The organism is Pseudomonas sp. AC355 (assembly GCF_979258205.1).
In genome coordinates this window covers 763,025-781,707 of sequence record NZ_OZ409843.1, presented here as the reverse complement: position 1 = coordinate 781,707, position 18,683 = coordinate 763,025, and the positions used below count along the sequence as shown (strand labels likewise).

At 60.8% G+C, this 18,683-nt stretch carries 20 protein-coding genes and 1 pseudogene; 4 read left to right on the top strand and 17 right to left on the bottom strand.

What is annotated here, in order from left to right; all coding sequences use genetic code 11:
• Nucleotides 1-533: 533 nt before the first annotated feature.
• Together ACZ0AI_RS03780 and ihfB are read right to left on the bottom strand one after the other, a co-directional pair.
• Nucleotides 534-2,111, bottom strand: a complete 1,578-nt coding sequence (locus tag ACZ0AI_RS03780) for an MBL fold metallo-hydrolase (RefSeq protein ID WP_463564626.1) — start codon at nt 2,109-2,111, stop codon at nt 534-536.
• Between the two features lie 144 nt (nt 2,112-2,255).
• Nucleotides 2,256-2,546, bottom strand: a complete 291-nt coding sequence (ihfB, locus tag ACZ0AI_RS03775) for an integration host factor subunit beta (protein ID WP_463564625.1) — start codon at nt 2,544-2,546, stop codon at nt 2,256-2,258.
• A 318-nt stretch (nt 2,547-2,864) separates the two neighbouring features.
• Between ihfB and ACZ0AI_RS03770 the strand changes: the two genes are divergently transcribed.
• Nucleotides 2,865-3,104, top strand: a complete 240-nt coding sequence (locus ACZ0AI_RS03770; protein WP_463564624.1) for a YheU family protein — start codon at nt 2,865-2,867, stop codon at nt 3,102-3,104.
• Nucleotides 3,105-3,559: 455 nt separating this feature from the next.
• Here the strand turns inward: ACZ0AI_RS03770 and ACZ0AI_RS03765 are convergent, their stop codons facing one another.
• The 5 genes and pseudogenes from ACZ0AI_RS03765 to ACZ0AI_RS03745 form a co-directional block, all read right to left on the bottom strand.
• Nucleotides 3,560-3,892 carry a YnfA family protein gene (locus ACZ0AI_RS03765; protein ID WP_463564623.1) on the bottom strand — a complete coding sequence of 111 codons (333 nt, stop codon included), beginning with the start codon at nt 3,890-3,892 and terminating at the stop codon, nt 3,560-3,562.
• A 73-nt stretch (nt 3,893-3,965) separates the two neighbouring features.
• Entirely contained in the window at nt 3,966-4,394 is a 429-nt protein-coding gene (locus tag ACZ0AI_RS03760; protein WP_463564622.1) for a hypothetical protein, read from the bottom strand.
• Between the two features lie 263 nt (nt 4,395-4,657).
• Nucleotides 4,658-5,830: an MFS transporter gene (locus ACZ0AI_RS03755; RefSeq protein WP_463564621.1), complete on the bottom strand. Its 1,173-nt coding sequence runs from the start codon at nt 5,828-5,830 to the stop codon at nt 4,658-4,660.
• A gap of 418 nt (nt 5,831-6,248) precedes the next feature.
• Nucleotides 6,249-7,067, bottom strand: coding sequence for an SDR family oxidoreductase (locus ACZ0AI_RS03750; RefSeq protein WP_463564620.1), 819 nt, complete (start codon nt 7,065-7,067; stop codon nt 6,249-6,251).
• A 223-nt stretch (nt 7,068-7,290) separates the two neighbouring features.
• A pseudogene (locus tag ACZ0AI_RS03745) lies at nt 7,291-8,131 on the bottom strand (IclR family transcriptional regulator domain-containing protein).
• Nucleotides 8,132-8,302: 171 nt separating this feature from the next.
• Between ACZ0AI_RS03745 and ACZ0AI_RS03740 the strand changes: the two are divergent.
• Complete coding sequence (locus ACZ0AI_RS03740) at nt 8,303-9,064, top strand: siderophore-interacting protein (protein WP_463566046.1); 762 nt, start codon at nt 8,303-8,305, stop codon at nt 9,062-9,064.
• A 222-nt stretch (nt 9,065-9,286) separates the two neighbouring features.
• Here ACZ0AI_RS03740 and ACZ0AI_RS03735 read toward each other — a convergent pair whose 3' ends face one another.
• The 10 genes from ACZ0AI_RS03735 to ccmA all read right to left on the bottom strand — a co-directional run bounded on the left by ACZ0AI_RS03735 (nt 9,287) and on the right by ccmA (nt 16,586).
• Nucleotides 9,287-9,631, bottom strand: coding sequence for a hypothetical protein (locus tag ACZ0AI_RS03735; RefSeq protein WP_463564618.1), 345 nt, complete (start codon nt 9,629-9,631; stop codon nt 9,287-9,289).
• A complete protein-coding gene (gene ccmI, locus ACZ0AI_RS03730; RefSeq protein WP_463564617.1) occupies nt 9,628-10,839 on the bottom strand; it encodes a c-type cytochrome biogenesis protein CcmI in 1,212 nt (403 codons plus the stop codon). The genes ACZ0AI_RS03735 and ccmI overlap by 4 nt, the downstream gene beginning before the upstream one ends.
• Complete coding sequence (locus ACZ0AI_RS03725) at nt 10,836-11,321, bottom strand: cytochrome c-type biogenesis protein (RefSeq protein WP_463564616.1); 486 nt, start codon at nt 11,319-11,321, stop codon at nt 10,836-10,838. The genes ccmI and ACZ0AI_RS03725 overlap by 4 nt, the downstream gene beginning before the upstream one ends.
• Nucleotides 11,318-11,854 carry a DsbE family thiol:disulfide interchange protein gene (locus ACZ0AI_RS03720; protein WP_463564615.1) on the bottom strand — a complete coding sequence of 179 codons (537 nt, stop codon included), beginning with the start codon at nt 11,852-11,854 and terminating at the stop codon, nt 11,318-11,320. The genes ACZ0AI_RS03725 and ACZ0AI_RS03720 overlap by 4 nt, the downstream gene beginning before the upstream one ends.
• A complete protein-coding gene (locus ACZ0AI_RS03715; protein ID WP_463564614.1) occupies nt 11,851-13,824 on the bottom strand; it encodes a heme lyase CcmF/NrfE family subunit in 1,974 nt (657 codons plus the stop codon). The genes ACZ0AI_RS03720 and ACZ0AI_RS03715 overlap by 4 nt, the downstream gene beginning before the upstream one ends.
• Nucleotides 13,821-14,285, bottom strand: coding sequence for a cytochrome c maturation protein CcmE (ccmE, locus tag ACZ0AI_RS03710; RefSeq protein WP_463564613.1), 465 nt, complete (start codon nt 14,283-14,285; stop codon nt 13,821-13,823). Before ccmE ends, ACZ0AI_RS03715 begins: the two co-directional genes overlap by 4 nt.
• The gene (gene ccmD / locus ACZ0AI_RS03705) at nt 14,282-14,458 is read right to left on the bottom strand and encodes a heme exporter protein CcmD (RefSeq protein WP_463564612.1); all 177 of its coding nucleotides are present in this window, start codon (nt 14,456-14,458) and stop codon (nt 14,282-14,284) included. Before ccmD ends, ccmE begins: the two co-directional genes overlap by 4 nt.
• Entirely contained in the window at nt 14,455-15,213 is a 759-nt protein-coding gene (locus ACZ0AI_RS03700) for a heme ABC transporter permease (RefSeq protein WP_463566045.1), read from the bottom strand. Before ACZ0AI_RS03700 ends, ccmD begins: the two co-directional genes overlap by 4 nt.
• A 69-nt stretch (nt 15,214-15,282) precedes the next feature.
• On the bottom strand, nt 15,283-15,954 hold the full coding sequence (ccmB, locus tag ACZ0AI_RS03695) for a heme exporter protein CcmB (protein WP_463564611.1): 672 nt from the start codon (nt 15,952-15,954) through the stop codon (nt 15,283-15,285).
• Entirely contained in the window at nt 15,951-16,586 is a 636-nt protein-coding gene (ccmA, locus tag ACZ0AI_RS03690) for a cytochrome c biogenesis heme-transporting ATPase CcmA (protein WP_463564610.1), read from the bottom strand. The genes ccmB and ccmA overlap by 4 nt, the downstream gene beginning before the upstream one ends.
• Nucleotides 16,587-16,716: 130 nt before the next feature.
• On the opposite strand from ccmA, the gene fliK reads away from it, so the two are divergent.
• Together fliK and ACZ0AI_RS03680 are read left to right on the top strand one after the other, a co-directional pair.
• Nucleotides 16,717-18,252, top strand: coding sequence for a flagellar hook-length control protein FliK (fliK, locus tag ACZ0AI_RS03685; RefSeq protein WP_463564609.1), 1,536 nt, complete (start codon nt 16,717-16,719; stop codon nt 18,250-18,252).
• Nucleotides 18,249-18,590: an EscU/YscU/HrcU family type III secretion system export apparatus switch protein gene (locus tag ACZ0AI_RS03680; RefSeq protein WP_463564608.1), complete on the top strand. Its 342-nt coding sequence runs from the start codon at nt 18,249-18,251 to the stop codon at nt 18,588-18,590. The genes fliK and ACZ0AI_RS03680 overlap by 4 nt, the downstream gene beginning before the upstream one ends.
• Nucleotides 18,591-18,683 lie beyond the last annotated feature (93 nt).

Sequence of the window (18,683 nt, the reverse complement as noted above, 5' to 3'; positions counted from 1 at the left end):
CCTAGATTGATAGAACGGCTCCAGCTCAGGTACAGGCCTCGCGGCGATAAGCCAAGCCAGAACCCACCTCTCAGCTGGGCTCTCTTGTAACGTATCAAAGCGTTTGTACTCAACATATAGCGCGCATAAGAAGAGTCTGGATCGTGCCGTTCGGCAGAAAATGATCGGCGTGAGGCTATTAATATAGATTGATCAGACACAGTATGAGCTGGAAGCAGTCGGTAATGGCGCTCAAATTTTCGGATGCGGGAAAATTCGCTTGCATGCAAGCGCCGCGTCGGCCCAACAGTCCCTTGCACAACCTTCGCCATCACTACATTCCACTTGAGCCAGCGACCTTGCCTTGGACGGTGATCTCTCCTAAGACTATGACTTACCGAGATCTACGGTGCCATAAACGCTGCAGCGATCAAATTTCACACTATCTGCCCGCATAGTGCGTAACGCCAAAGCGGGACATTGTACTCACGTTTGTGAGTAAGTTGTCATACATATCAATACGATTGACATTTGATATCTCTGCTGTTAGCTATTCAAACTGTATATTTGTTCTTCTGTATTATGCTTTTGGGTAATTTAGCATATGTGCTTCGTGCACCGATCGTTAGTGGCAATCCGTTTTGTGCATAGCGGGTCAGTAAGACTTGTTGCAAAGCGGCTTTTGCACCTCCTTCCCCATGCACCAACCGAATATCCCCCGGCCACTCCTCCATCCCCGTCACAAAGCTCACCAGTCCAGCCTGATCCGCATGCGCGGAGTACCCGCCAATGCTGTGCACACCAGCTCGAATGTCGTAGCGCTGGCCGTCGAACTCCACGTAACCATTGCGCGGGCCGAAGCGCTGGATGGCATAGCCTGGCGTTCCTTTGGCTTGGTAGCCAACGAACAGCACGTCGTGGCGTGGGTCGCCCAGCATGGCCTTCAGGTAGTTGACGATGCGGCCGCTGGAGCACATGCCGTTGCCGGCGATGACGATGGATGGCCTGGCGCTGCTTACCAAGTGGTTGAGGATCTTCTGGTGGTCGGCGTGGCTGTCGATAGTAATCAGTTGGTCGAACGCCAGCGGCCTTCTGCCTGACTGCACGCGGGTTTGCGCTTCGTCGTTCCAGTAATCTTTCAGTTCGCGGTAGGCCTGGGTGAAGCGGCTGGCCAGGGGCGAATCCAAGATGATCGGCAGGCTTGGCCAAGCGATATCAGGTTCGTTCTCGCTGTTTTTCTGAGTCGGTGCGGTATCTTCCGGGCTGCGGCGTGATGGAGATTGTTCGCGGCCGGGGCCCGCTCCTACAGGAGAGTCGTGCTGGGATTTCGTGTTCAGTTTCTTGCTATGGATGATGTCTTCCAGCTCGTAGAGCAGCTCTTGCGTGCGCCCGACGCTGAAGGCGGGAATCAGCACGGTGCCGTTATTGGCCAGGGCATGTTCGATGACCTGTTCCAGGCGCTGGCGGCGTGTACTACGGTCTTCGTGCAAGCGATCGCCGTAGGTGCTCTCCAATACCAGGATGTCCGCACGGCGTGGCGGTATACAGGGCTTGAGGATTGGGGCGCCCGGGGCACCGAGGTCGCCCGAGAAGACGATGCGCTTGCTGGGCAGGCCCGGGTCGTACTGCAGATCCACCTCGACGTAGGCGGAACCGAGCATATGGGCGGCGCGCTGCAGGCGCACTTTGCTAGCCAGCCCATCGCTATCGTGCAGAGTGAACCAGTGGTTGTAGGGCAGTGCGATGATTCGCTGCTGCACTTCCTTTATATAACGCTCGACCTGCTTCTGATCGCGGCTGAAAGTCAGCTTGAAGGCATCCTCCAGCACGATGGGCAGCAACTTGGCAGAGGGCTCGCTACACAGGATCGGGCCTTTGAAGCCTGCGGCGAGCAAGTAAGGAATGCGCCCTACGTGGTCGGCGTGCACATGGGTAACGATCAGTGCGCGAATGCTATCCAGAGCGAAGTCGATTATCTGGTGATCGGCTCGAGCGCCGTGGGTGGAAGCGTCGGCGCCCTGGAAAAGGCCACAGTCGATGAGAACGCTACTGTTTGCTGCCATATGCAGTTGATGACAGGAACCGGTGACGCCATCTTGAGCGCCATGGTGGGTGATGCGCGGATAGTCCATCAGTTAATCCTTTAACTTTTGGTGGCATTGCGGGATTGGATTCGATTCCCGGATTACGCCTTCGGCTGATCCAGGCTACGAGTCGCTGGGCGGGAAGTGGCGGTGATGACGAGCCGATCAAGCTTGAGCGGTAGGTGTTGAACCCTATTCCTCTTCGTCCTCATTGACCCGATCGCGCAATTCCTTGCCGGGTTTGAAGTGCGGGACGAACTTGCCATCCAGGCGCACAGACTGGCCGGTTTTCGGGTTACGGCCAACGCGCGGAGCGCGATAGTGAAGGGAAAAACTGCCGAAACCACGGATCTCGATGCGATCGCCAGTCGCCAGCGCCTGGGACATCTGTTCCAGCATGGTTTTGATGGCCAGCTCGACATCTTTGTTTGAAAGCTGCCCTTGGTGGGTGACGATTCTTTCGATCAGCTCCGACTTGGTCATACTTTTCCCTTCATTTTCAAGCGGCTATGTCACTCGATGGAACGGTTTTAGCACGCTGATCAGCTTTTGAACAGCCTAAAAAATCACCAATCCGGAAAATGTGCTTGAGTTCTTGAAATAGCCATGAGGGATTCGGGCAGATGAACGTAAGTCGTTGTCTGGATTGGAATGTTGCTTTGTCGAGCGGTTTGCTGAGGATATGCGTACCCTGCCCGGCTTGCTAACGCGCGAAAGAGGTGATCAAAACCTCAAAGCTGCCGTCCAAAATATCTCATGCATTTGCTGGTCAGAGGCCCGAGAGGGTCTCAGGAGAAAACTGTGCTGATTCCCGCCCATCTGCTCGAGGCAGATACCCTCACTCGCCTGATCGAGGACTTCGTCACCCGTGACGGCACTGACAATGGCGACGAAACACCGCTGGAAACACGCATTGCCCGCGTTCGGCGCGCGCTGGATAAAGGCGAGGCTGTAATCATATTCGACCCGGAGAGCCAACAATGCCAGTTGGCGCTCAAACGCGATGTGCCGAAGGAGTGGCTGGTGGAGGATGAGGCGTAAGCGCCAACGTTACTTTGCTAAACCGGGGGATGGCGAGATCTTGTAGCGAAGCTGCAATTGCTTTCGCGCCGGGGGCGACGCTCCTACAGAGCGCTCGAGATTTGCAAATCCTATAGGAGCCACGCCCCCGCGGCGAATGTGGCCTTGATGCAAATTTGAATGATGGCTGCAATTGCTTTCGCGCCGGGGGCGACGCTCCTACAGAGCGCTCGGGATTTGCAAATCCTGTAGGAGCCGCGCCCCCGCGGCGAATAGTGGCCTTGATGCAAATTTGAATGATGGCCGCAATCGTTTCGCGCCGGGGCGACGCTCCTACAGAGCGCTCGGGATTTGCAAATCCTGTAGGAGCCGCGCCCCCGCGGCGAATAGTGGCCTTGATTCAAATTTGAATGATGGCCGCAATCGTTTCGCGCCAGGGCGACGCTCCTACGGGCCGGTATCCCAACGAGGGCGCCTCAGGTCTGCGAGAAGCGTGGCCCCAGCAGGATGATCGAAGCGCCAATCACGCATAGTGCTGCGCCAAGCCAATCGCTGCTCAAGGGACGGGCTTTCTCGATGACGCCAAGCCACAGCAGTGATGTGACGATGTAGATGCCGCCATACGCTGCATAGGCACGGCCGGCGTAAGCGGCTTCGACTCTCGTCAATAACAGGGCGAAAAAAAGCAGGCTGAATATCCCCGGTGCAATCCACCAGGCGCTCTTGCCCATGCGAAGCCACATCCAGAAGGCGTAACAACCGGCGATTTCGAATACCGCGGCGAGAAAGAACCAGAAATAGTTGAGCATTGTCGTCCTGTGGAAAATAGATCAGTTCATGCAGACTCTCGCAAGGGCTGGCGGCGACAGATACGCCAGAACCCTAGCCGCGTAAACCGCCCTCTCGTTCCCACGCGCAACGTACGCGCAAGGCGCCGTCGTGGGGGCTGTGCAGACCGGTGTCCGACTCCCAGCGAAAGGTATGGGTGCCGCTCAACTCGGTTTCCAGGTGCACCACGGCACTGGCCCAATAAAGGCGCTTGAGCAGAGCCTCGAACTCAGCGACCCAGAGCTTCCATTCGTACTCGATGGTCTGGTAGCTCGCACCGAAGTGGATGACCTGTGTTTGGTACAGACCGCTGCCAGGCTGTTGGCAGCAGGAAAACATCTCGCGGCCAAGAAACGGCCATGCATCGCCAACTGGCAAGCTTTCCAGCACCTGCAAATTGAGCAGGCGCCGCAAGCGACTTTCCGATGGGCTGTCGGACGGCCAGTCACGAATGCAGCCATAGACGATGGATTCCGATCCCACGGGGACACTCCGCAAAAAACTGGCTGCCTTCTATCATAACCCGGCAGTCCAGGGGAACTTCGAGGCCCCAAGTGTTAACCATGATGGGTTTTAGCGATAAGCGCTGAGGATAGCCAACCGTCTTTAGGAGGTGCGCCCTCGCGCCAAATTTGTATGGGCAACCCCGGAGCCGCGGTGTGGCGACTATCAATTCGCGCCGGGGGCGACGCTCCTACGCCTCTGATTCCGACCGGGCTCTCGCCGGGCAAGAGTCAACACGCTTTCTACGCGTTGCTACGACGTGGGCCTTTGCGCATCAACCAGGCCAGCAGCACCATAACGACTGCCATGCTGGTTAGTACCATGAAAGGCATCTTGTAGGTACCGGCCATGTCGCGCGCCAGGCCAGTGAGCAATGGGGTCAGGCACGCCACGCTATAGCCCATGCCCTGCATCATGGCCGTCCAGCGGCTCACGGCCATGGGCGAGCCTGCTTCGTAGATTGGCAGCAGCAGCGACAGGGCGAAGGAACCACTCATGCCGAAACCCAATGTCAACGCCCAGAGCTCAGGTACGAAGGTGGGCTGGAAGGTGATCATGCTCAGGCTGATAAGCGTCATAGAGCCACAAGCAACCATCAGCAGATAGTGATTGCTCACGCGCTGTACCAGCCACGGCAACAGAAAGGAACTCGGCAGGCCCATCAACATCGCCAGACTGAACAGCGTGTTGCTATGAGCGGCTGACAAGCCTGCCTCCTGGTAGCGCGCGACTGTCCAGGTTGCAATCGCATAAAACAAACCTGCCTGCAGGGCGAAATAGACACTAATCAACCACGCACGCGGTTCGCGCCAAGGCAAACCGGCAACTGCATCTTCGCTGTTCAGCGGTTCGGCCTGCTGCTTGGGCAGGTAGCACCAGATCGCCACAGCCAGCGCGGCAGGTAACGCCCAGATAGCCAAGCCGTAGCTCCAATCATCGGCGAACAACTGCGTAGCCGGCATAGTCAGCACGACACCGACCGCACCACCGATGGCCATGCTCAGGGAATACCAGGCCAGCACCTGACCCATGCGCCCAACGAAATGGCGTTTGATGAACCCCGACAGCAGGGGCCCGGCAATCGCGATAGCGGCGCCCAATAGCATAGCGCTGCCGATCAGCATCACGCTGGAATGGCCGATCAGGCGTAGCATCAACGCCAGGGTGATAGCGCCAAGACACAGTGTGAGGGTGCGTTCCAACCCTAGTTTGACCGCCAGACGTGGAGCCAACGGCGCCAGCAAGCCCATACAAAGTACCGGCAGCGCGGTGGTGAGGCTGATAAAGCCTCGGCTCAGGGACAGCTCCTGGGCAATACGTTCGATAAGGGGCGCCAGCGAGGTAATGCCAGGGCGCAAATTCACCGCTGCAGCCACTAGAGCCAACAGCAACAAAGCGCGAGAGACGGGTTTCACGAGATTTCCTGATCAGGTGGCCAGGTTAGCCAAGGCGGCAACCCTACCGGCAGACCTGGCCCAGGGCAAGCCTGACAGCAAGGCTATCGTCCCTGGAAAAATGCCGTGGCCAGTATCAGAAGATACTTTCTTCCGGCGGATGGCAGCAATCGCCTTCGCGCCGGGGGTGACGCTCCTACAGACGTGGCTACCGCTAGCATTGTAGGAGCCGCGACCCCGCGGCGAATGCTGGCAGCGCCAGGCATTTACGGGATGGCTGCAATCGCCTTCGCGCCGAGGGCGACGCTCCTATAGACGTGGCTACCGATAACATTGTAGGAGCCGCGACCCCGCGGCGAATGTTGGCAGCGCCAGGCATTTACGGGGTGGCTACAATCGCCTTCGCGCCGAGGGCGGCGCTCCTACGTTTGGTGATGGTTCAGCCTTCGCGGTGACTGGTTGCCTTGGCGCGCATTTTCTCGCACATCACGGTCATTTCGTCATAGAGCAGTTGTGGGTTCTTCTGCTTTAGCGCCCAGGCTTGGCGACCCTGCTCATGAGGCAGGATCATGAATTGCCCATCGGCCACTGCCTGGAAGATGTAATCGGCGATGAACGCAGCACTAATAGGTGAACTCTCCAATAACTTTCCGACCTGGGCTTTCATCGCTGGCGTGGGTCCGCGGAAAGAATCGAGCAGATTGGTCTGGAAGAACGAGGGACACACCACATGTACACCGACCTGCAGTGGTTTGCACTCGACCAGCAAGCTCTCCGACAGCGCCACCACACCGGCCTTCGCCACGTTGTAATTGCTCATGCCTGGGCCCTGCATCAGCGCCGCCATCGAGGCGATGTTGACGATGCGCCCCTTGCTGCGCTCGAGCAGTGGTAGAAACGCCTTGCAGCCCTTGACCACTCCCATAAGGTTGATCGACAGCTGCCAGTCCCAGTCTTCCAGCGATAGCTCGGCAAAGAAACCACCAGAGGCCACGCCGGCGTTATTGACGATGACGTCGATGCCGCCCAATTTTTCCTCGCAGGCCTGCGCAAAAGCCGTCAGTTGGCTGTAATCGCGCACGTCACAGCGCTGGGTGAACCCTTCTCCGCCAGCATCGCGCACCAAGCGTAGCGTTTCGGCAAGGCCCGCATCGTTGACGTCCGACAACGCCAGGCGCCAGCCCTCACGCGCCCAGCGCAGCGCGATTTCGCGCCCCAAGCCGGAGCCGGCACCCGTGATCATCATGCGATTGTGCATACGCAACCTGCCCTGCTAGCCAATGAAAGACAGGCCGAGTGTAGACAGATAGAAGCCTTGGCCCAGCCATCATCAGGTTGTTGAATGAGTAGACCGCGGGCCGGGTAGGCAGAGAGATGGGATGGCGAGCATTTCCTGGGTATCGCTTCGCTCGACCCAGGCTACGGATCTCACGATCACTCCCAAGTAGCCCAGATCGAGCGCAGCGACACCCGGGGGTGCGCTACTGGAACAGCCGCGTACTCAGTTCGTGACTGGCTTCCAGCAGGATCGGCAAGAAGCGATTTTCCAGATCCTGTCTCGAAACGCGCCCTACATGGGTGCCAACGTTGAGCGCCGCCAGCACTTGGCCTGCGGAGTCCTTGAGCGGGACGGCGATGGACCGGCAGGCTGACTTCCAGTTCCTGGTCAATAATCACCCAGCCCTGACGACGGATTTCTTCGATAGAGGCCCGCAAGTCTTCAGGCGTGTGCAGCGTGCGACTGGTTTTTACCTGCAGCTCGGCGTGGCTCAGGTAATCGTCCACCGCCGCATCATCCAGCGCAGCCAGCAGGATGCGGCCCATGGAGGTGCAATAGGCCGGCAGCCGGCTGCCCACACTCAAGTCAACGGAAATCAGCCGCTGCGGCGTTGCCGAGCGGGCGATGTAGAGAATCTCGTCGCCCTCCAGCGTAGCCATGGAGCAAGCCTCGTGGAGTTGCTCGCTGAGGCGATCAAGGATCGGCTGAGCGGTTACCGCCATCGGCGTCGATGACAAGTAGGCATGGCCCAGCGTCAGCACCTTGGGCAGCAGTGAATAAACACGCCCATCGGTGGTCACATAACCCAGTTTCATCAACGTGTGCAGGCACCGCCGCACGGCTGCGCGGGGGATTTCAGTACGGTGACTGATCTGCGCGATGGTCAGGTGGCGCTTGCGCTCCTGGAAGGCATGGATAACCGCCAAGCCGCGCGCCAGGGAGGTCATGAAGTTCGGGTCACCGGTGAGGGCCTCGATACGTTTCGCCGGCGAGGCAATGATAGGCGGCGCCATCGGGCTTGGCAGAGAACGGGACTCGGTCATGGGCTATCAACTCATCCTGACGATATGCGCGATTATCGAACTGCGGTGCGATAATCGCAAGGCAATCGACAGCGATCACAGTCAGAACCTTGCGCCAGCGGCGCAAAGCTGACATTCCCTCATCGGAGCAAGGCGCCCCTCTTGGAGAAAGGAGTGAAACAAGTGACTTTAATGGCCAAGACCATCGAGCGTGTGATGCACCCCATCGTCCGCCGCCGCCTGACGGTGGCACGGGTGGCGGATGTCACCCCACGCATGCGCCGGGTGACCTTCACGGGCGAGTCGCTCGAAGGTTTCGTTTCTGCCGCCGCGGATGACCATATCAAGCTGCTATTCGCCCGCGACGAGGCTGAACAACGCCGCCTCGATGACTTTCTGGCAGGCCGCGATGGCGAGCGACCGGTGACGCGAGACTACACGCCACGCCGCTATGACCCGCATGCAGGTGAACTGGATGTGGACTTCGTTCTACATGGCGACGGCCCAGCCTCAACCTGGGCAAGTCAGTTGCAGCCGGGCCAGCAGTTGTACATCGCAGGGCCGCGTAGCTCTCTGGTAGTAGCGGATATTTTCGACGCCTACCTGCTGATCGGCGATGAAACCGCCCTGCCCGCCATTGGCCGCTGGCTGGAGGTGCTCACGCCAGGGCGCAAGGCGACGGTACTGGTGGAGATCGAGAACGAGGCTGAGAAGCAGCCATTACCCAGCGTGGCCGATGTAGAACTGCACTGGCTGATTCGCGGCGAAGGCAGCCTGGTCGACGCCGCGGGTGCGTTACGTATGCCTGACGGCGAGGTATATGCGTGGGTGGCCTGTGAGGCCAATCAGTCTCGCAAGATTCGGCGTGTGCTGATCGACGAGCATGGCATCGATGAGGAGCGCATCAAGGCCGCCGGTTACTGGCGGCGGGAGGATACAGGCAGTAATCCGTGATCCGTGATCCGTGCCTTGCAAGAGCCTGTTCGGCACCAGAGGTCTTACCTGTGGGAGCGTCGCCCCCGGCGCGAAAAGATTGTCGCCACACCGCGATTTCGCCATCGCCCACACGATTCGGCGCGGGGGCGCACCTCCTACAAAAGCGTGCCAACTCGTAGAGCGGATCACGCCACCGAATCATTCACCAGCGATGATCGTTTCAACGCCAGTGCCCCAAGCTTACTGTGCGTGATGGCGATATAAGGCCGGCGGCACGCCGCTGCTGTCCACGGGTTGCCATGGGCCTTGCAGGGTGCCGGCCCAGTTCCAGCCGTCGCTCCAGCGATAGAAGGTACGTTCGCGGTAGTAGGTGTCCTGCTCGGAGTCGACGACATAGACCCCCAGCCCGCCGTCCCAGTGGCTGGAAACGCCCGGTGGCGGTGCGAAGCGCGGGTGGGATTTGCTGGCTGGCGGTGAACCAGCGGGTGCCGAGGAGCCATCGGTGCCGGGCGCGGGGCTGTGCAAGGTACAGCCGGCGAGGCTCAACAGGGTGGCCGCAAGGGCAGCCGACATCAATTTATTCATGGTTGTTTGCCGTCAGCGCTATCGATGATCAGGCGTTGCACGGTTTGCGTGGTGCTGGCCAACGGTTGCCCCTGGCCGATCCATTCGCCGCTTTTCGCATCGCCGGCGCGCGAAATGCGCGCCACCAATTGAACCTGGTCGAACCCGGAAAGTTTCAGTTGCGGCATCATCGCATCGCTGTCCGACAGGCTGACCTGCGCCGGCAGATCGGCCACGCTCAGGCGCTTGACCGCCAGCGGCATGGGCGGCCCCGAGGCAGCGCGGGCGAAGACGAACACCGTGTCGCCCGGCTGCACCTTGTCACGCAGCGCATCCGCCAGTTCGACACGCACCTGCAGGCTGCTGACTTCCGGCGTCTGCGCGGCGGCGGCAGCGCCGGCTTGCGGGTCGATTTCCTGACGGGCCCGGGCGATGCCGCCCGCGATTGCCTGACGGGATGGATCACCCTCGGGCAAGATCGCGACGAGGCGTTCCCAGTAGCCGATGGCGTCCTGAAAACGCTGTTCCTCATAGGCGGCGATACCCAGCAGGCCCAAACTGGTGACCTCTTCCGGGTCAGCCTGCAGGGCTTCGCCCGTTAGGGTCTCCAGTTGCGCTGTCCACTGTTTGCCACCGGCAAAGTACAGCGCCTGAGCCCATTGCCCAAGCAGCTCCGGTTCGCGACCCGCCACCTTGACCGCCTGTTCGAAGGCGCTCGCTGCATCCGCCGAACGCTCCTGCACCATGTAGCTGCGGCCCAGGAAGTACCAACCCTCGGGTGATTCGGGATTGCTCTGCACGGCCTGCTCCAGGCGCGCGGTCATCTCCTCGATACTGCGCGGCTCACTGGCGAAGGTGCGGGCACGCTGAACATCCTCAATAGCACCCCATTGCGAATAAAGCAGCACACTGACTAGCGGGATCGATAACACCATGATCAACGGCACCGTACGACCCAGGCGCCGGCCAACCTTGGCATCACCGCTGCCCTCGGTGTCGGCGAGCAACTCGCGTGCGGCTTCGTCGTGTGCCGCCTGCAACTGGCTGCTGTCCAGCGTGCCTGCCTGGTTTTGGCGCTCAAGCTCGCTCACGCGCTCTTGATAGAGGGTAACGTTCAGCGCCGTGCGATCTTCCTCGGCCTGAACCTTGCGCCCGCGTAGCAGCGGAATCAGCAGAAAACTTACGGCGACCAGACACAGCAGGCCGGCGGATAACCAGAATTCGATCATGGCTCGTTCTTATCCAGAGGCGCCTGCTTGAGCAGTTGCGCCAGACGTTGCTGTTCATCGTTCGACAAACCTGTGGAAACCTCGGCAGCGCCCTTGCGACGACGCACGACGATCACCCCGAGCAGCACGAAGCCACCGACCAGAAGCGCTGCCGGGCCATACCAGAGCAACAGCGTGCGCCGGGTGACCGGCGGCTTGTAGAGCACAAAGTCGCCATAACGGGCGACCAGGTAATCGATGATCTGCGCGTTGCTGTCGCCCGCCTCCAGCTTGCGGTAGATCTCGGCGCGCAAGTCCATGGCGATCGGCGCGTCGGAATCGGCGATGTTTTGGTTCTGGCATTTCGGGCAGCGCAGCTCTTCGGTGAGCTGGCGGTAGCGGGTACGCTCGGCCTCGCTGGCGAACTCGTAGGTGTCGATGGCTGCATGGGCCACACCGACCAGCACCAGCAACAGGCTCAGCCCGATCAAAAGACGCCTCATTGCCCCGCCTCGTCGACCATCTGCTGGTACAGCGGCGCGAGCTTCTCACGCCAGACGGCCTCGTCGATCACCCCAACGAACTTGTGGCGGATAATGCCCTTGGCGTCGACGAAAAAGGTTTCCGGTGCGCCGTACACGCCCAGATCCAGGCCCAGGGTGCCCTTGGGGTCGCTGATGTTGAGCTGATAAGGATCGTGGAAATCGCTCAGCCATGTCTGCGCGGCAGCGTTGTCGTCCTTGTAGTTGACGCCATGGATGTTCACGCCCAGGGAGGCCAGTTTGTTGAGCACCGGATGTTCGACCTTGCAGGCCACGCACCAGGTGGCCCAAACGTTGACCAGCGAAGGCTTGCCCAGCAGATTCTTCTGGGTGATCAGTTGATCGCCCTCCACTACTGGCAGGGAGAACGCTGGAAAGGGCTTGTCGATCAGCGCCGACGGCAGCTCGGCGGGGTCGAGAAACAGGCCACGATAGAGAAACACCGCCACGCCGAGAAATATCACCAGCGGTAGCAACAAAATCAGCCGTCTCATGTTCGTGCCTCCTGCTGGCCCAGGGCGTCACGCACACGGGTCTTGACCTTCATCCGGTAGCGCTTGTCGGATGCGGCGAGGAAGCCGCCGAAGCCCATCAGCAAAGCACCCAGCCAAATCCAGCGTACGAAGGGCTTGATGTGCACGCGCACGGCCCAGGCGCCCTGCTCCAGCGGCTCGCCAAGGGCAACGAACAGATCGCGGGTCAGACCGGCGTCGATCCCCGCTTCGGTCATCACCGATTGCTGCACGGTGTACAGGCGTTTTTCCGGGTGCAGCAGAGCGATCTGCCTTTCCCCTTCGAAGACGCGCACAGTGCCACGGTCGGAAATGAAGTTCGGCCCTTCGTGATGCGCCGCACCCTCGAACACGAACCGGTAACCTCCCAGCTCTACGGCATCGCCCGGCGCCATGCGCATGTCACGCTCGAAACTGCCGAGGCTGGTGAGGATCACGCCCAGTGCACAGACCGCCAGGCCCAGGTGCGCCAACTGCATGCCCCAGTAGCTGCGGCCCAGGCTGGCCATGCCCTTGAACAAGCCCTTGTGACGAGTCTTGTCCTGAATGTCGCGCAGCCCGGCCAGAACCACCCAGGCGGCCAGCATGCAAACACCCAGCACCGCCCAATGGAAGTCGCCCCAGAGCCAACTGGCCAGCAAGGCCAACCCCACACTGGCGACCAGCACCGGCGCGAGCATGCCGAGCAGCCAGCGCAGCGGGGTGTCCTTCCAGCGCACCATTACGCCAACGGCGAGCACCGCCATCAACAAGCCCATCAGCGGTACGAACAGCGCATTGAAATAAGGTGAACCGACCGACAGCTTGGCGCCGCTCAGGGCATCCAGCACCAGCGGATAGAGGGTGCCAAGGAGGATCATCGAAGCGGCCACCACCAGGATCAGGTTATTGGTCAGCAGCAGGGTTTCCCGCGACCACAAGCTGAAACCGACGTGGCTACGCACCACCGGCGCGCGTAAGGCGAACAGGGTCAACGATCCGCCGACCACCAACAGCAGGAAGGCAAGGATGAACACGCCGCGCTCGGGGTCGCTAGCGAATGCATGCACCGACGTCAGCACCCCGGAACGAACCAGGAAGGTACCCAGTAGACTTAGGGAGAACGCGGCAATGGCCAGCAGCACCGTCCAGCTCTTGAACACGCCGCGCTTCTCGGTCACGGCCAGTGAGTGGATCAGCGCGGTGCCGACCAGCCAGGGCATGAACGAGGCGTTTTCTACCGGATCCCAGAACCACCAACCGCCCCAGCCCAATTCGTAGTAGGCCCACCATGAGCCAAGAGCGATACCGATGCCGAGAAAGGCCCAGGCGACGATGGTCCAGGGCCGCGACCAGCGGGCCCAGGCGGCGTCCAGCTTGCCGCCGAGCAGCGCGGCAATGGCGAAGGCGAAAGCCACGGAGAAGCCTACATAGCCCATGTAAAGCATCGGCGGGTGGATGATCAGGCCGAAATCCTGCAGCAGCGGGTTGAGATCGCGACCATCGGCCGGTACGTTCGGCAGCAGGCGGGTGAACGGGTTGGAAATGATGATCAGAAACAGCAGGAAGCCGACGCTGATGATGCCCATCACACCCAGCACGCGGGCGAGCATCTCTTCGGGCAACTGCCGGGAGAAGATCGCCACGGCAAACGTCCAGCCGCCGAGAATCAGTGCCCAGAGCAGCAGCGAGCCCTCGTGAGCGCCCCATACGGCGCTGAATTTGTAATACCAGGGCAGCGCCGTGTTGGAGTTCTGTGCCACGTAGGCCACGGAGAAATCGTCGGCCATAAAGGCATAGGTGAGGCAGGCGAAAGAAAAAACCAGGAAGGCGAACTGCCCCCAGGCCGCGGGCTGCGCCAGGCTCATCCACTGCCGATCGCCGCGCCAGGCACCGATCAGCGGCAGGGTCGACTGCACTAGGGCCAGGCAAAGGGCCAGAATCATCGCCAGATGGCCGAGTTCGGGAATCATTGCGCAGTCTCCCCGGCCTTCTCGTATTGCTTGCTCATACCACTCTGCTCCAAAGCTTGCTTGACCTCTGGCGGCATGTAGTTTTCGTCGTGCTTGGCCAAGACTTCATCGGCAAGCAACATGCCGCTGTCGTCGATCTTGCCCATCGCGACGATGCCTTGCCCTTCGCGGAACAGATCCGGCAGGATGCCGTGGAAGCGGATGGTCACCCGCGCTACGTAGTCGGTGACCACGAAGTCGGTCTGTAGGGAATCACCAGAGCGCTTCACCGAACCTTTTTCCACCATGCCGCCGGCGCGGATACGGGTATCGCGTGGTGCTTCGCCGTTGGCGATCTGGCTTGGGCTGTAAAACAGATTGATGTTCTGCTGCAGGGCACTCAAGGCCAACGCTACGGCGATACCGACGCCGGCGACGATGGCCAGTACGATGAACAGACGCTTCTTGCGAACAGCGTTCAACGTGTCTCCTCCCGGCGCATACGACGCGCCTCATCCTGCAAATGGCGACGTCGCGCGCGCAGCGGCAGCGCCACGTTCAACACCAGTATGGCCAGGCAAATACCGTAGGCCGACCACACATAGGGGCCGTGAGTGCCCATGGCGAGAAAGTCGGCGAATGACGCGAAACTCATGGTTTACCCTCCACCTGCGCGCGGATCTCGGCCTTCACCCAACTGCTGCGTGCTTCACGGCGCAACACTTCGAGGCGCATGCGCATCAGCAGCACGGCAGCGAAGAAGCAGTAGAAGCCCAGCACCATGATCAACAGCGGCAGCCACATCTGCATGGGCATCGTCGGCTTGTCGATAACGCTGAAGGTGGCCGGCTGGTGCAGGGTATTCCACCACTCCACCGAATACTTGATGATCGGGATGTTGATCACCCCGACCACTGCCAGTACCGCGCAGGCCTTGGCGGCGCTGTCGCGGTTGCTGATCGCCTGGCCGAGGGCAATCACGCCGAAATACAGGAACAGCAGAATCAGCATCGAGGTCAGGCGCGCATCCCAGATCCAGTAAGTCCCCCAGGTCGGCTTGCCCCACACCGCTCCGGTGATCAATGCAATGGCGGTCATCCAGGCGCCGACGGGCGCAGCCTGCTGCAGGGCGATATCGGCCAGCTTCATCTTCCATACCAGACCGACCACGCCGGCCACGGCCAGCATCACATAGATCGACTGCGCCAGAAAAGCGGCCGGCACGTGGATATAGATGATCCGGAAACTGTTGCCCTGCTGGTAGTCCGGCGGCGCGAAGGCCAGGCCCCAGACCGTACCCACGACCAGCAGCACGGCAGCGGCAATCGCCAGCCCGGGCAGCCAGCGGCCACTGATCTCGTAGAACCATTTGGGCGAGCCCAACTTGTGAAACCATGTCCAATTCATCAGGTCACTCATCATTCTCCGAGGTAGGGGCCAGAACCGAAATCGGCGGCCATCCTCGGTAGCACGGTTGAATCATTCGCCGACACTGATGGTCAGGCCGGCGGCAATGGCGAAAGGCGTCAGGGTCACTGCCAGTGCGGTGAGGCTGGCCAGCCATAACAGATGACCAGCCACCGGCAGCCCCTGCAGACTCGCCTGCAAGGCTCCGCTGCCAAGAATCAGCACCGGGATGTACAAGGGTAAAATCAGCAGTGCCAGCAGCAGCCCGCCGCGCTTGAGCCCCACGGTGAGGGCAGCGCCGACAGCGCCGAGCAGGCTGAGGATAGGCGTGCCGAGCAGCAAGGACGCAAGCAGCACCGGCAGGCAGCGCACCGGCAGCCCGAGCATCAAGGCCAGCAAGGGTGACAACAGCACCAGGGCCAAGCCGGAAAACAGCCAGTGAGCGCAGACTTTGGCCAGCACCAGCAGCGGCAAGGGATGGGAGGAAAGCACCCATTGTTCGAGAGAGCCGTCTTCGAAGTCGCTGCGGAACAGGCCGTCGAGGGACAGCAGCACAGCCAGCAAGGCCGCTACCCACACCAGGCCGGGCGAGAGGCTTTGCAGCAGCTGCGTTTGCGGGCCGACAGCCAGCGGAAACAGTGCGATGACGATAGCGAAAAACACCAGTGGGTTGGCCAGCTCTGCAGGGCGCCGACACAGCAGTCGCGCCTCGCGCACGGCCAGCAGCATAAATACGCTGTTCATGCGAAATGCTGTCCCAGATCAAGATCGCGATAACTCGCCGGCATGCGGCTCAACGTATGGTGGGTAGTCAGAATCACCAGGCCGCCCTGCTGGCAATGCGCAACCAGATGGTCTTCCAGCTGGCTCACGGCATGTTTGTCCAGAGCAGTGAAAGGCTCGTCGAGAATCCACAGCGGCGGGCCATCGAGATAAAGCCGCGCCAGTGCCACGCGGCGTTGCTGGCCGGCCGAAAGAGTGTGACAGGGCACATCTTCGAAGCCTCGCAGCCCAACCGCCTGCAGCGCCTGCCAGATCTGCTCACGGTTCGCGGGGCGATGCAGGGCGCACAGCCAAGCGAGATTTTCCTCGGCACTGAGCAAGCCCTTGATGCCAGCGGCATGGCCGATCCACAGCAGGTCACTGGCCAGATCACCGCTGCGGCTGGTCAGTGGCTGGCCCTTGAGGCGAATTTGCCCTGAGGTGGGTTGTCTCAATCCGGCGAGCACGCGCAGCAGGCTGGTCTTGCCGCTGCCGTTGGGGCCGGATACCTGTAGCATCTGCCCGGCGTCCAGCTGAATATCGAGGTTCTCGAACAGCAGGCGCCAATCCCGTTCGCAGGAAAGTGCCATGGCTTCGAGAAAAGGACTGCTCACAGCGCGGGCACCTGGTTCAAGTCGAGACGATTGTGGCCGCTATAATGATGCGGACATTAAAGTGGCCGGAATTATACATGCCCAATAGGCCCACTCGCAGTGCGCTTTTGGCTACAGAGTATGAGACTTAATGACCGAGATCAGTGGATCGCGTCCTATCGCCGCAGCACCTCCTGCCAGCAGGCCGCAAGTCAATGCCGCCGACCTGGCGGTAAAGCTTTTGCAGCCCCTCGACGGCCTGATGAGCAGCGGTGAGAGTGCCAAGGCAGAAGTGGTGGGCCTCAAGGAGGTGGCGCAGAATTTCCAGCTGATGCTGCGCGTGACGCTGGAAAGCGGCCGTCAGGCTACGTTGCAGGCTAGCAGCCCACAGCCCTTGGCTCAGGGCACGGCACTGGCGATCACGGCACTGTCCGACACGCGTCTGGCCCTGGCGCTACTCGCCGGCGGCAAACCGCTGACCAGTATCGACCTCGAGCAATTGCCCGTCGGCACGCTGCTACAGGGCAAGGTCATCTCCCGCGAAGCGTTACCTACCCAGGCAGCGCAGGCCGTCTACAAGGTGCTGGTAAACCTGCTCAACACGCCGCTGGCCGGCAGCAAGCTGAGCCTGGAAACCCACCTCAACCTGCCCCTTGGCAGCCTGCTCAGCGCACGCGTGCAAGGCGATCAATCCCTGGCCTTCCTGCCGCTCAGCGGACGACTCGATCAGTTGGCGCTACTCCAGCAACTCGGCACTCAGCAGAGTCGCCAGGGCTCGCTTGAAGGGTTGCTGTCGGCACTGCAGGGTATGGGCAAGCAGAGCGGCATGCCCGACGGGCTGCGCGGCAGCATCGACAAACTGCTCGGCGGCCTGCCCAGTGGCGAGCAGATGAGTAGCGGCAAGGGGCTGATGCAGGCCTTGGAAAACAGTGGCCTGTTTCTCGAAGGTAAACTGCTGGCTGGTCAACCCGGCGCACTGAGTACCGACATGAAGGCCAACCTGCTGCGCCTGGTCAGCCAGTTGCTACCGTTGTTGCCCGGTTCTGCGCCGCTGGCAGCCGCAGCCGCCAACGCCATGACTCAGGCGCTACCGGCCTTTGCCCGCAACATTCTCGGCAATATCGGCCAGAGTAGCGGGCGTCAACAAGCCATGAGTTTCCCCCTGCCCAGCCGCCTGCTGCAGGCCATGGATGGGGAATCCGATCTCGAGGCACTGCTCAAGCTCGCCGCCGCAGCCATCTCTCGCTTACAGACCCACCAGCTTTCCAGCCTGGCTCAGAGCCAGACCGGGCCCGACGGCGCACTGGTAACGACCTGGCAGATAGAAGTGCCCATGCGCAATCAGCATGAGCTGGTACCTCTGCAGGTAAAAATCCAGCATGAGGAACCGGCACCCTCCGAGAAACAGGAAACCAAGGAAACGCTCTGGCGCATCGACCTGGCTTTTGATCTCGATCCCCTCGGGCCACTCCAAGTACAGGCGCAACTGGCCCATGGCAGCCTGTCCAGCCAACTCTGGGCAGAACACGCCAGTACCGCGGGAATGATTGATCGGGAACTGAGCAACCTGCGCGAACGCTTGGTCGCAGCGGGCCTTACCGTCGGCGAACTGGCCTGCAGCCAGGGCACACCACCGCAAGGCCCGAAAACCTCACTGGAACAGCGCTGGGTCGACGAAACCGCATGAGTAAAAAAGCTCCACGCCAAGCCATCGCCCTCACTTACGACGGCCAAAACGCCCCCAATCTAAGTGCAAAGGGTGACGACGAGTTGGCAGAGGCGATACTCGCCATCGCCCGGGCTCACAATGTTCCGATCTACGAGAACGCCGAACTGGTGCGCCTACTCGCGCGCCTGGAACTGGGCGAAGCGATACCCGAGCAGCTGTACCGCTGCATCGCTGAAATCATCGCGTTCGCCTGGTACCTGAAGGGCAAGTTCCCGTCCGACTTCGATCCGCGAGGCAAGCCGAAGGACGGCCCGCTGCTGCTCGGCGGGCCCGAGCGCAAAGGTAGCAAACGCTAGGTCAGCTTCGCTCGACGACGGGCTACGCCAGTGACGTCTGCGTAAATTCTGTAGAAGCCGCGCCATCGGGCGAATCCTCTGGGCGACCAAATC

Excerpts from the sequence above, each read along its gene's own strand:
- ACZ0AI_RS03780 (WP_463564626.1), bottom strand. The coding sequence starts at position 2,111 with ATGGACTATCCGCGCATCACCCACCATGGCGCTCAAGATGGCGTCACC.
- ihfB (WP_463564625.1), bottom strand. The coding sequence starts at position 2,546 with ATGACCAAGTCGGAGCTGATCGAAAGAATCGTCACCCACCAAGGGCAG.
- ACZ0AI_RS03765 (WP_463564623.1), bottom strand. The coding sequence starts at position 3,892 with ATGCTCAACTATTTCTGGTTCTTTCTCGCCGCGGTATTCGAAATCGCC.
- ACZ0AI_RS03750 (WP_463564620.1), bottom strand. The coding sequence starts at position 7,067 with ATGCACAATCGCATGATGATCACGGGTGCCGGCTCCGGCTTGGGGCGC.
- ACZ0AI_RS03740 (WP_463566046.1), top strand. The coding sequence starts at position 8,303 with ATGGCCAAGACCATCGAGCGTGTGATGCACCCCATCGTCCGCCGCCGC.
- ACZ0AI_RS03735 (WP_463564618.1), bottom strand. The coding sequence starts at position 9,631 with ATGAATAAATTGATGTCGGCTGCCCTTGCGGCCACCCTGTTGAGCCTC.
- ccmI (WP_463564617.1), bottom strand. The coding sequence starts at position 10,839 with ATGATCGAATTCTGGTTATCCGCCGGCCTGCTGTGTCTGGTCGCCGTA.
- ACZ0AI_RS03725 (WP_463564616.1), bottom strand. The coding sequence starts at position 11,321 with ATGAGGCGTCTTTTGATCGGGCTGAGCCTGTTGCTGGTGCTGGTCGGT.
- ACZ0AI_RS03720 (WP_463564615.1), bottom strand. The coding sequence starts at position 11,854 with ATGAGACGGCTGATTTTGTTGCTACCGCTGGTGATATTTCTCGGCGTG.
- ACZ0AI_RS03715 (WP_463564614.1), bottom strand. The coding sequence starts at position 13,824 with ATGATTCCCGAACTCGGCCATCTGGCGATGATTCTGGCCCTTTGCCTG.
- ccmD (WP_463564612.1), bottom strand. The coding sequence starts at position 14,458 with ATGAGTTTCGCGTCATTCGCCGACTTTCTCGCCATGGGCACTCACGGC.
- ccmB (WP_463564611.1), bottom strand. The coding sequence starts at position 15,954 with ATGAACAGCGTATTTATGCTGCTGGCCGTGCGCGAGGCGCGACTGCTG.
- fliK (WP_463564609.1), top strand. The coding sequence starts at position 16,717 with ATGACCGAGATCAGTGGATCGCGTCCTATCGCCGCAGCACCTCCTGCC.
- ACZ0AI_RS03680 (WP_463564608.1), top strand. The coding sequence starts at position 18,249 with ATGAGTAAAAAAGCTCCACGCCAAGCCATCGCCCTCACTTACGACGGC.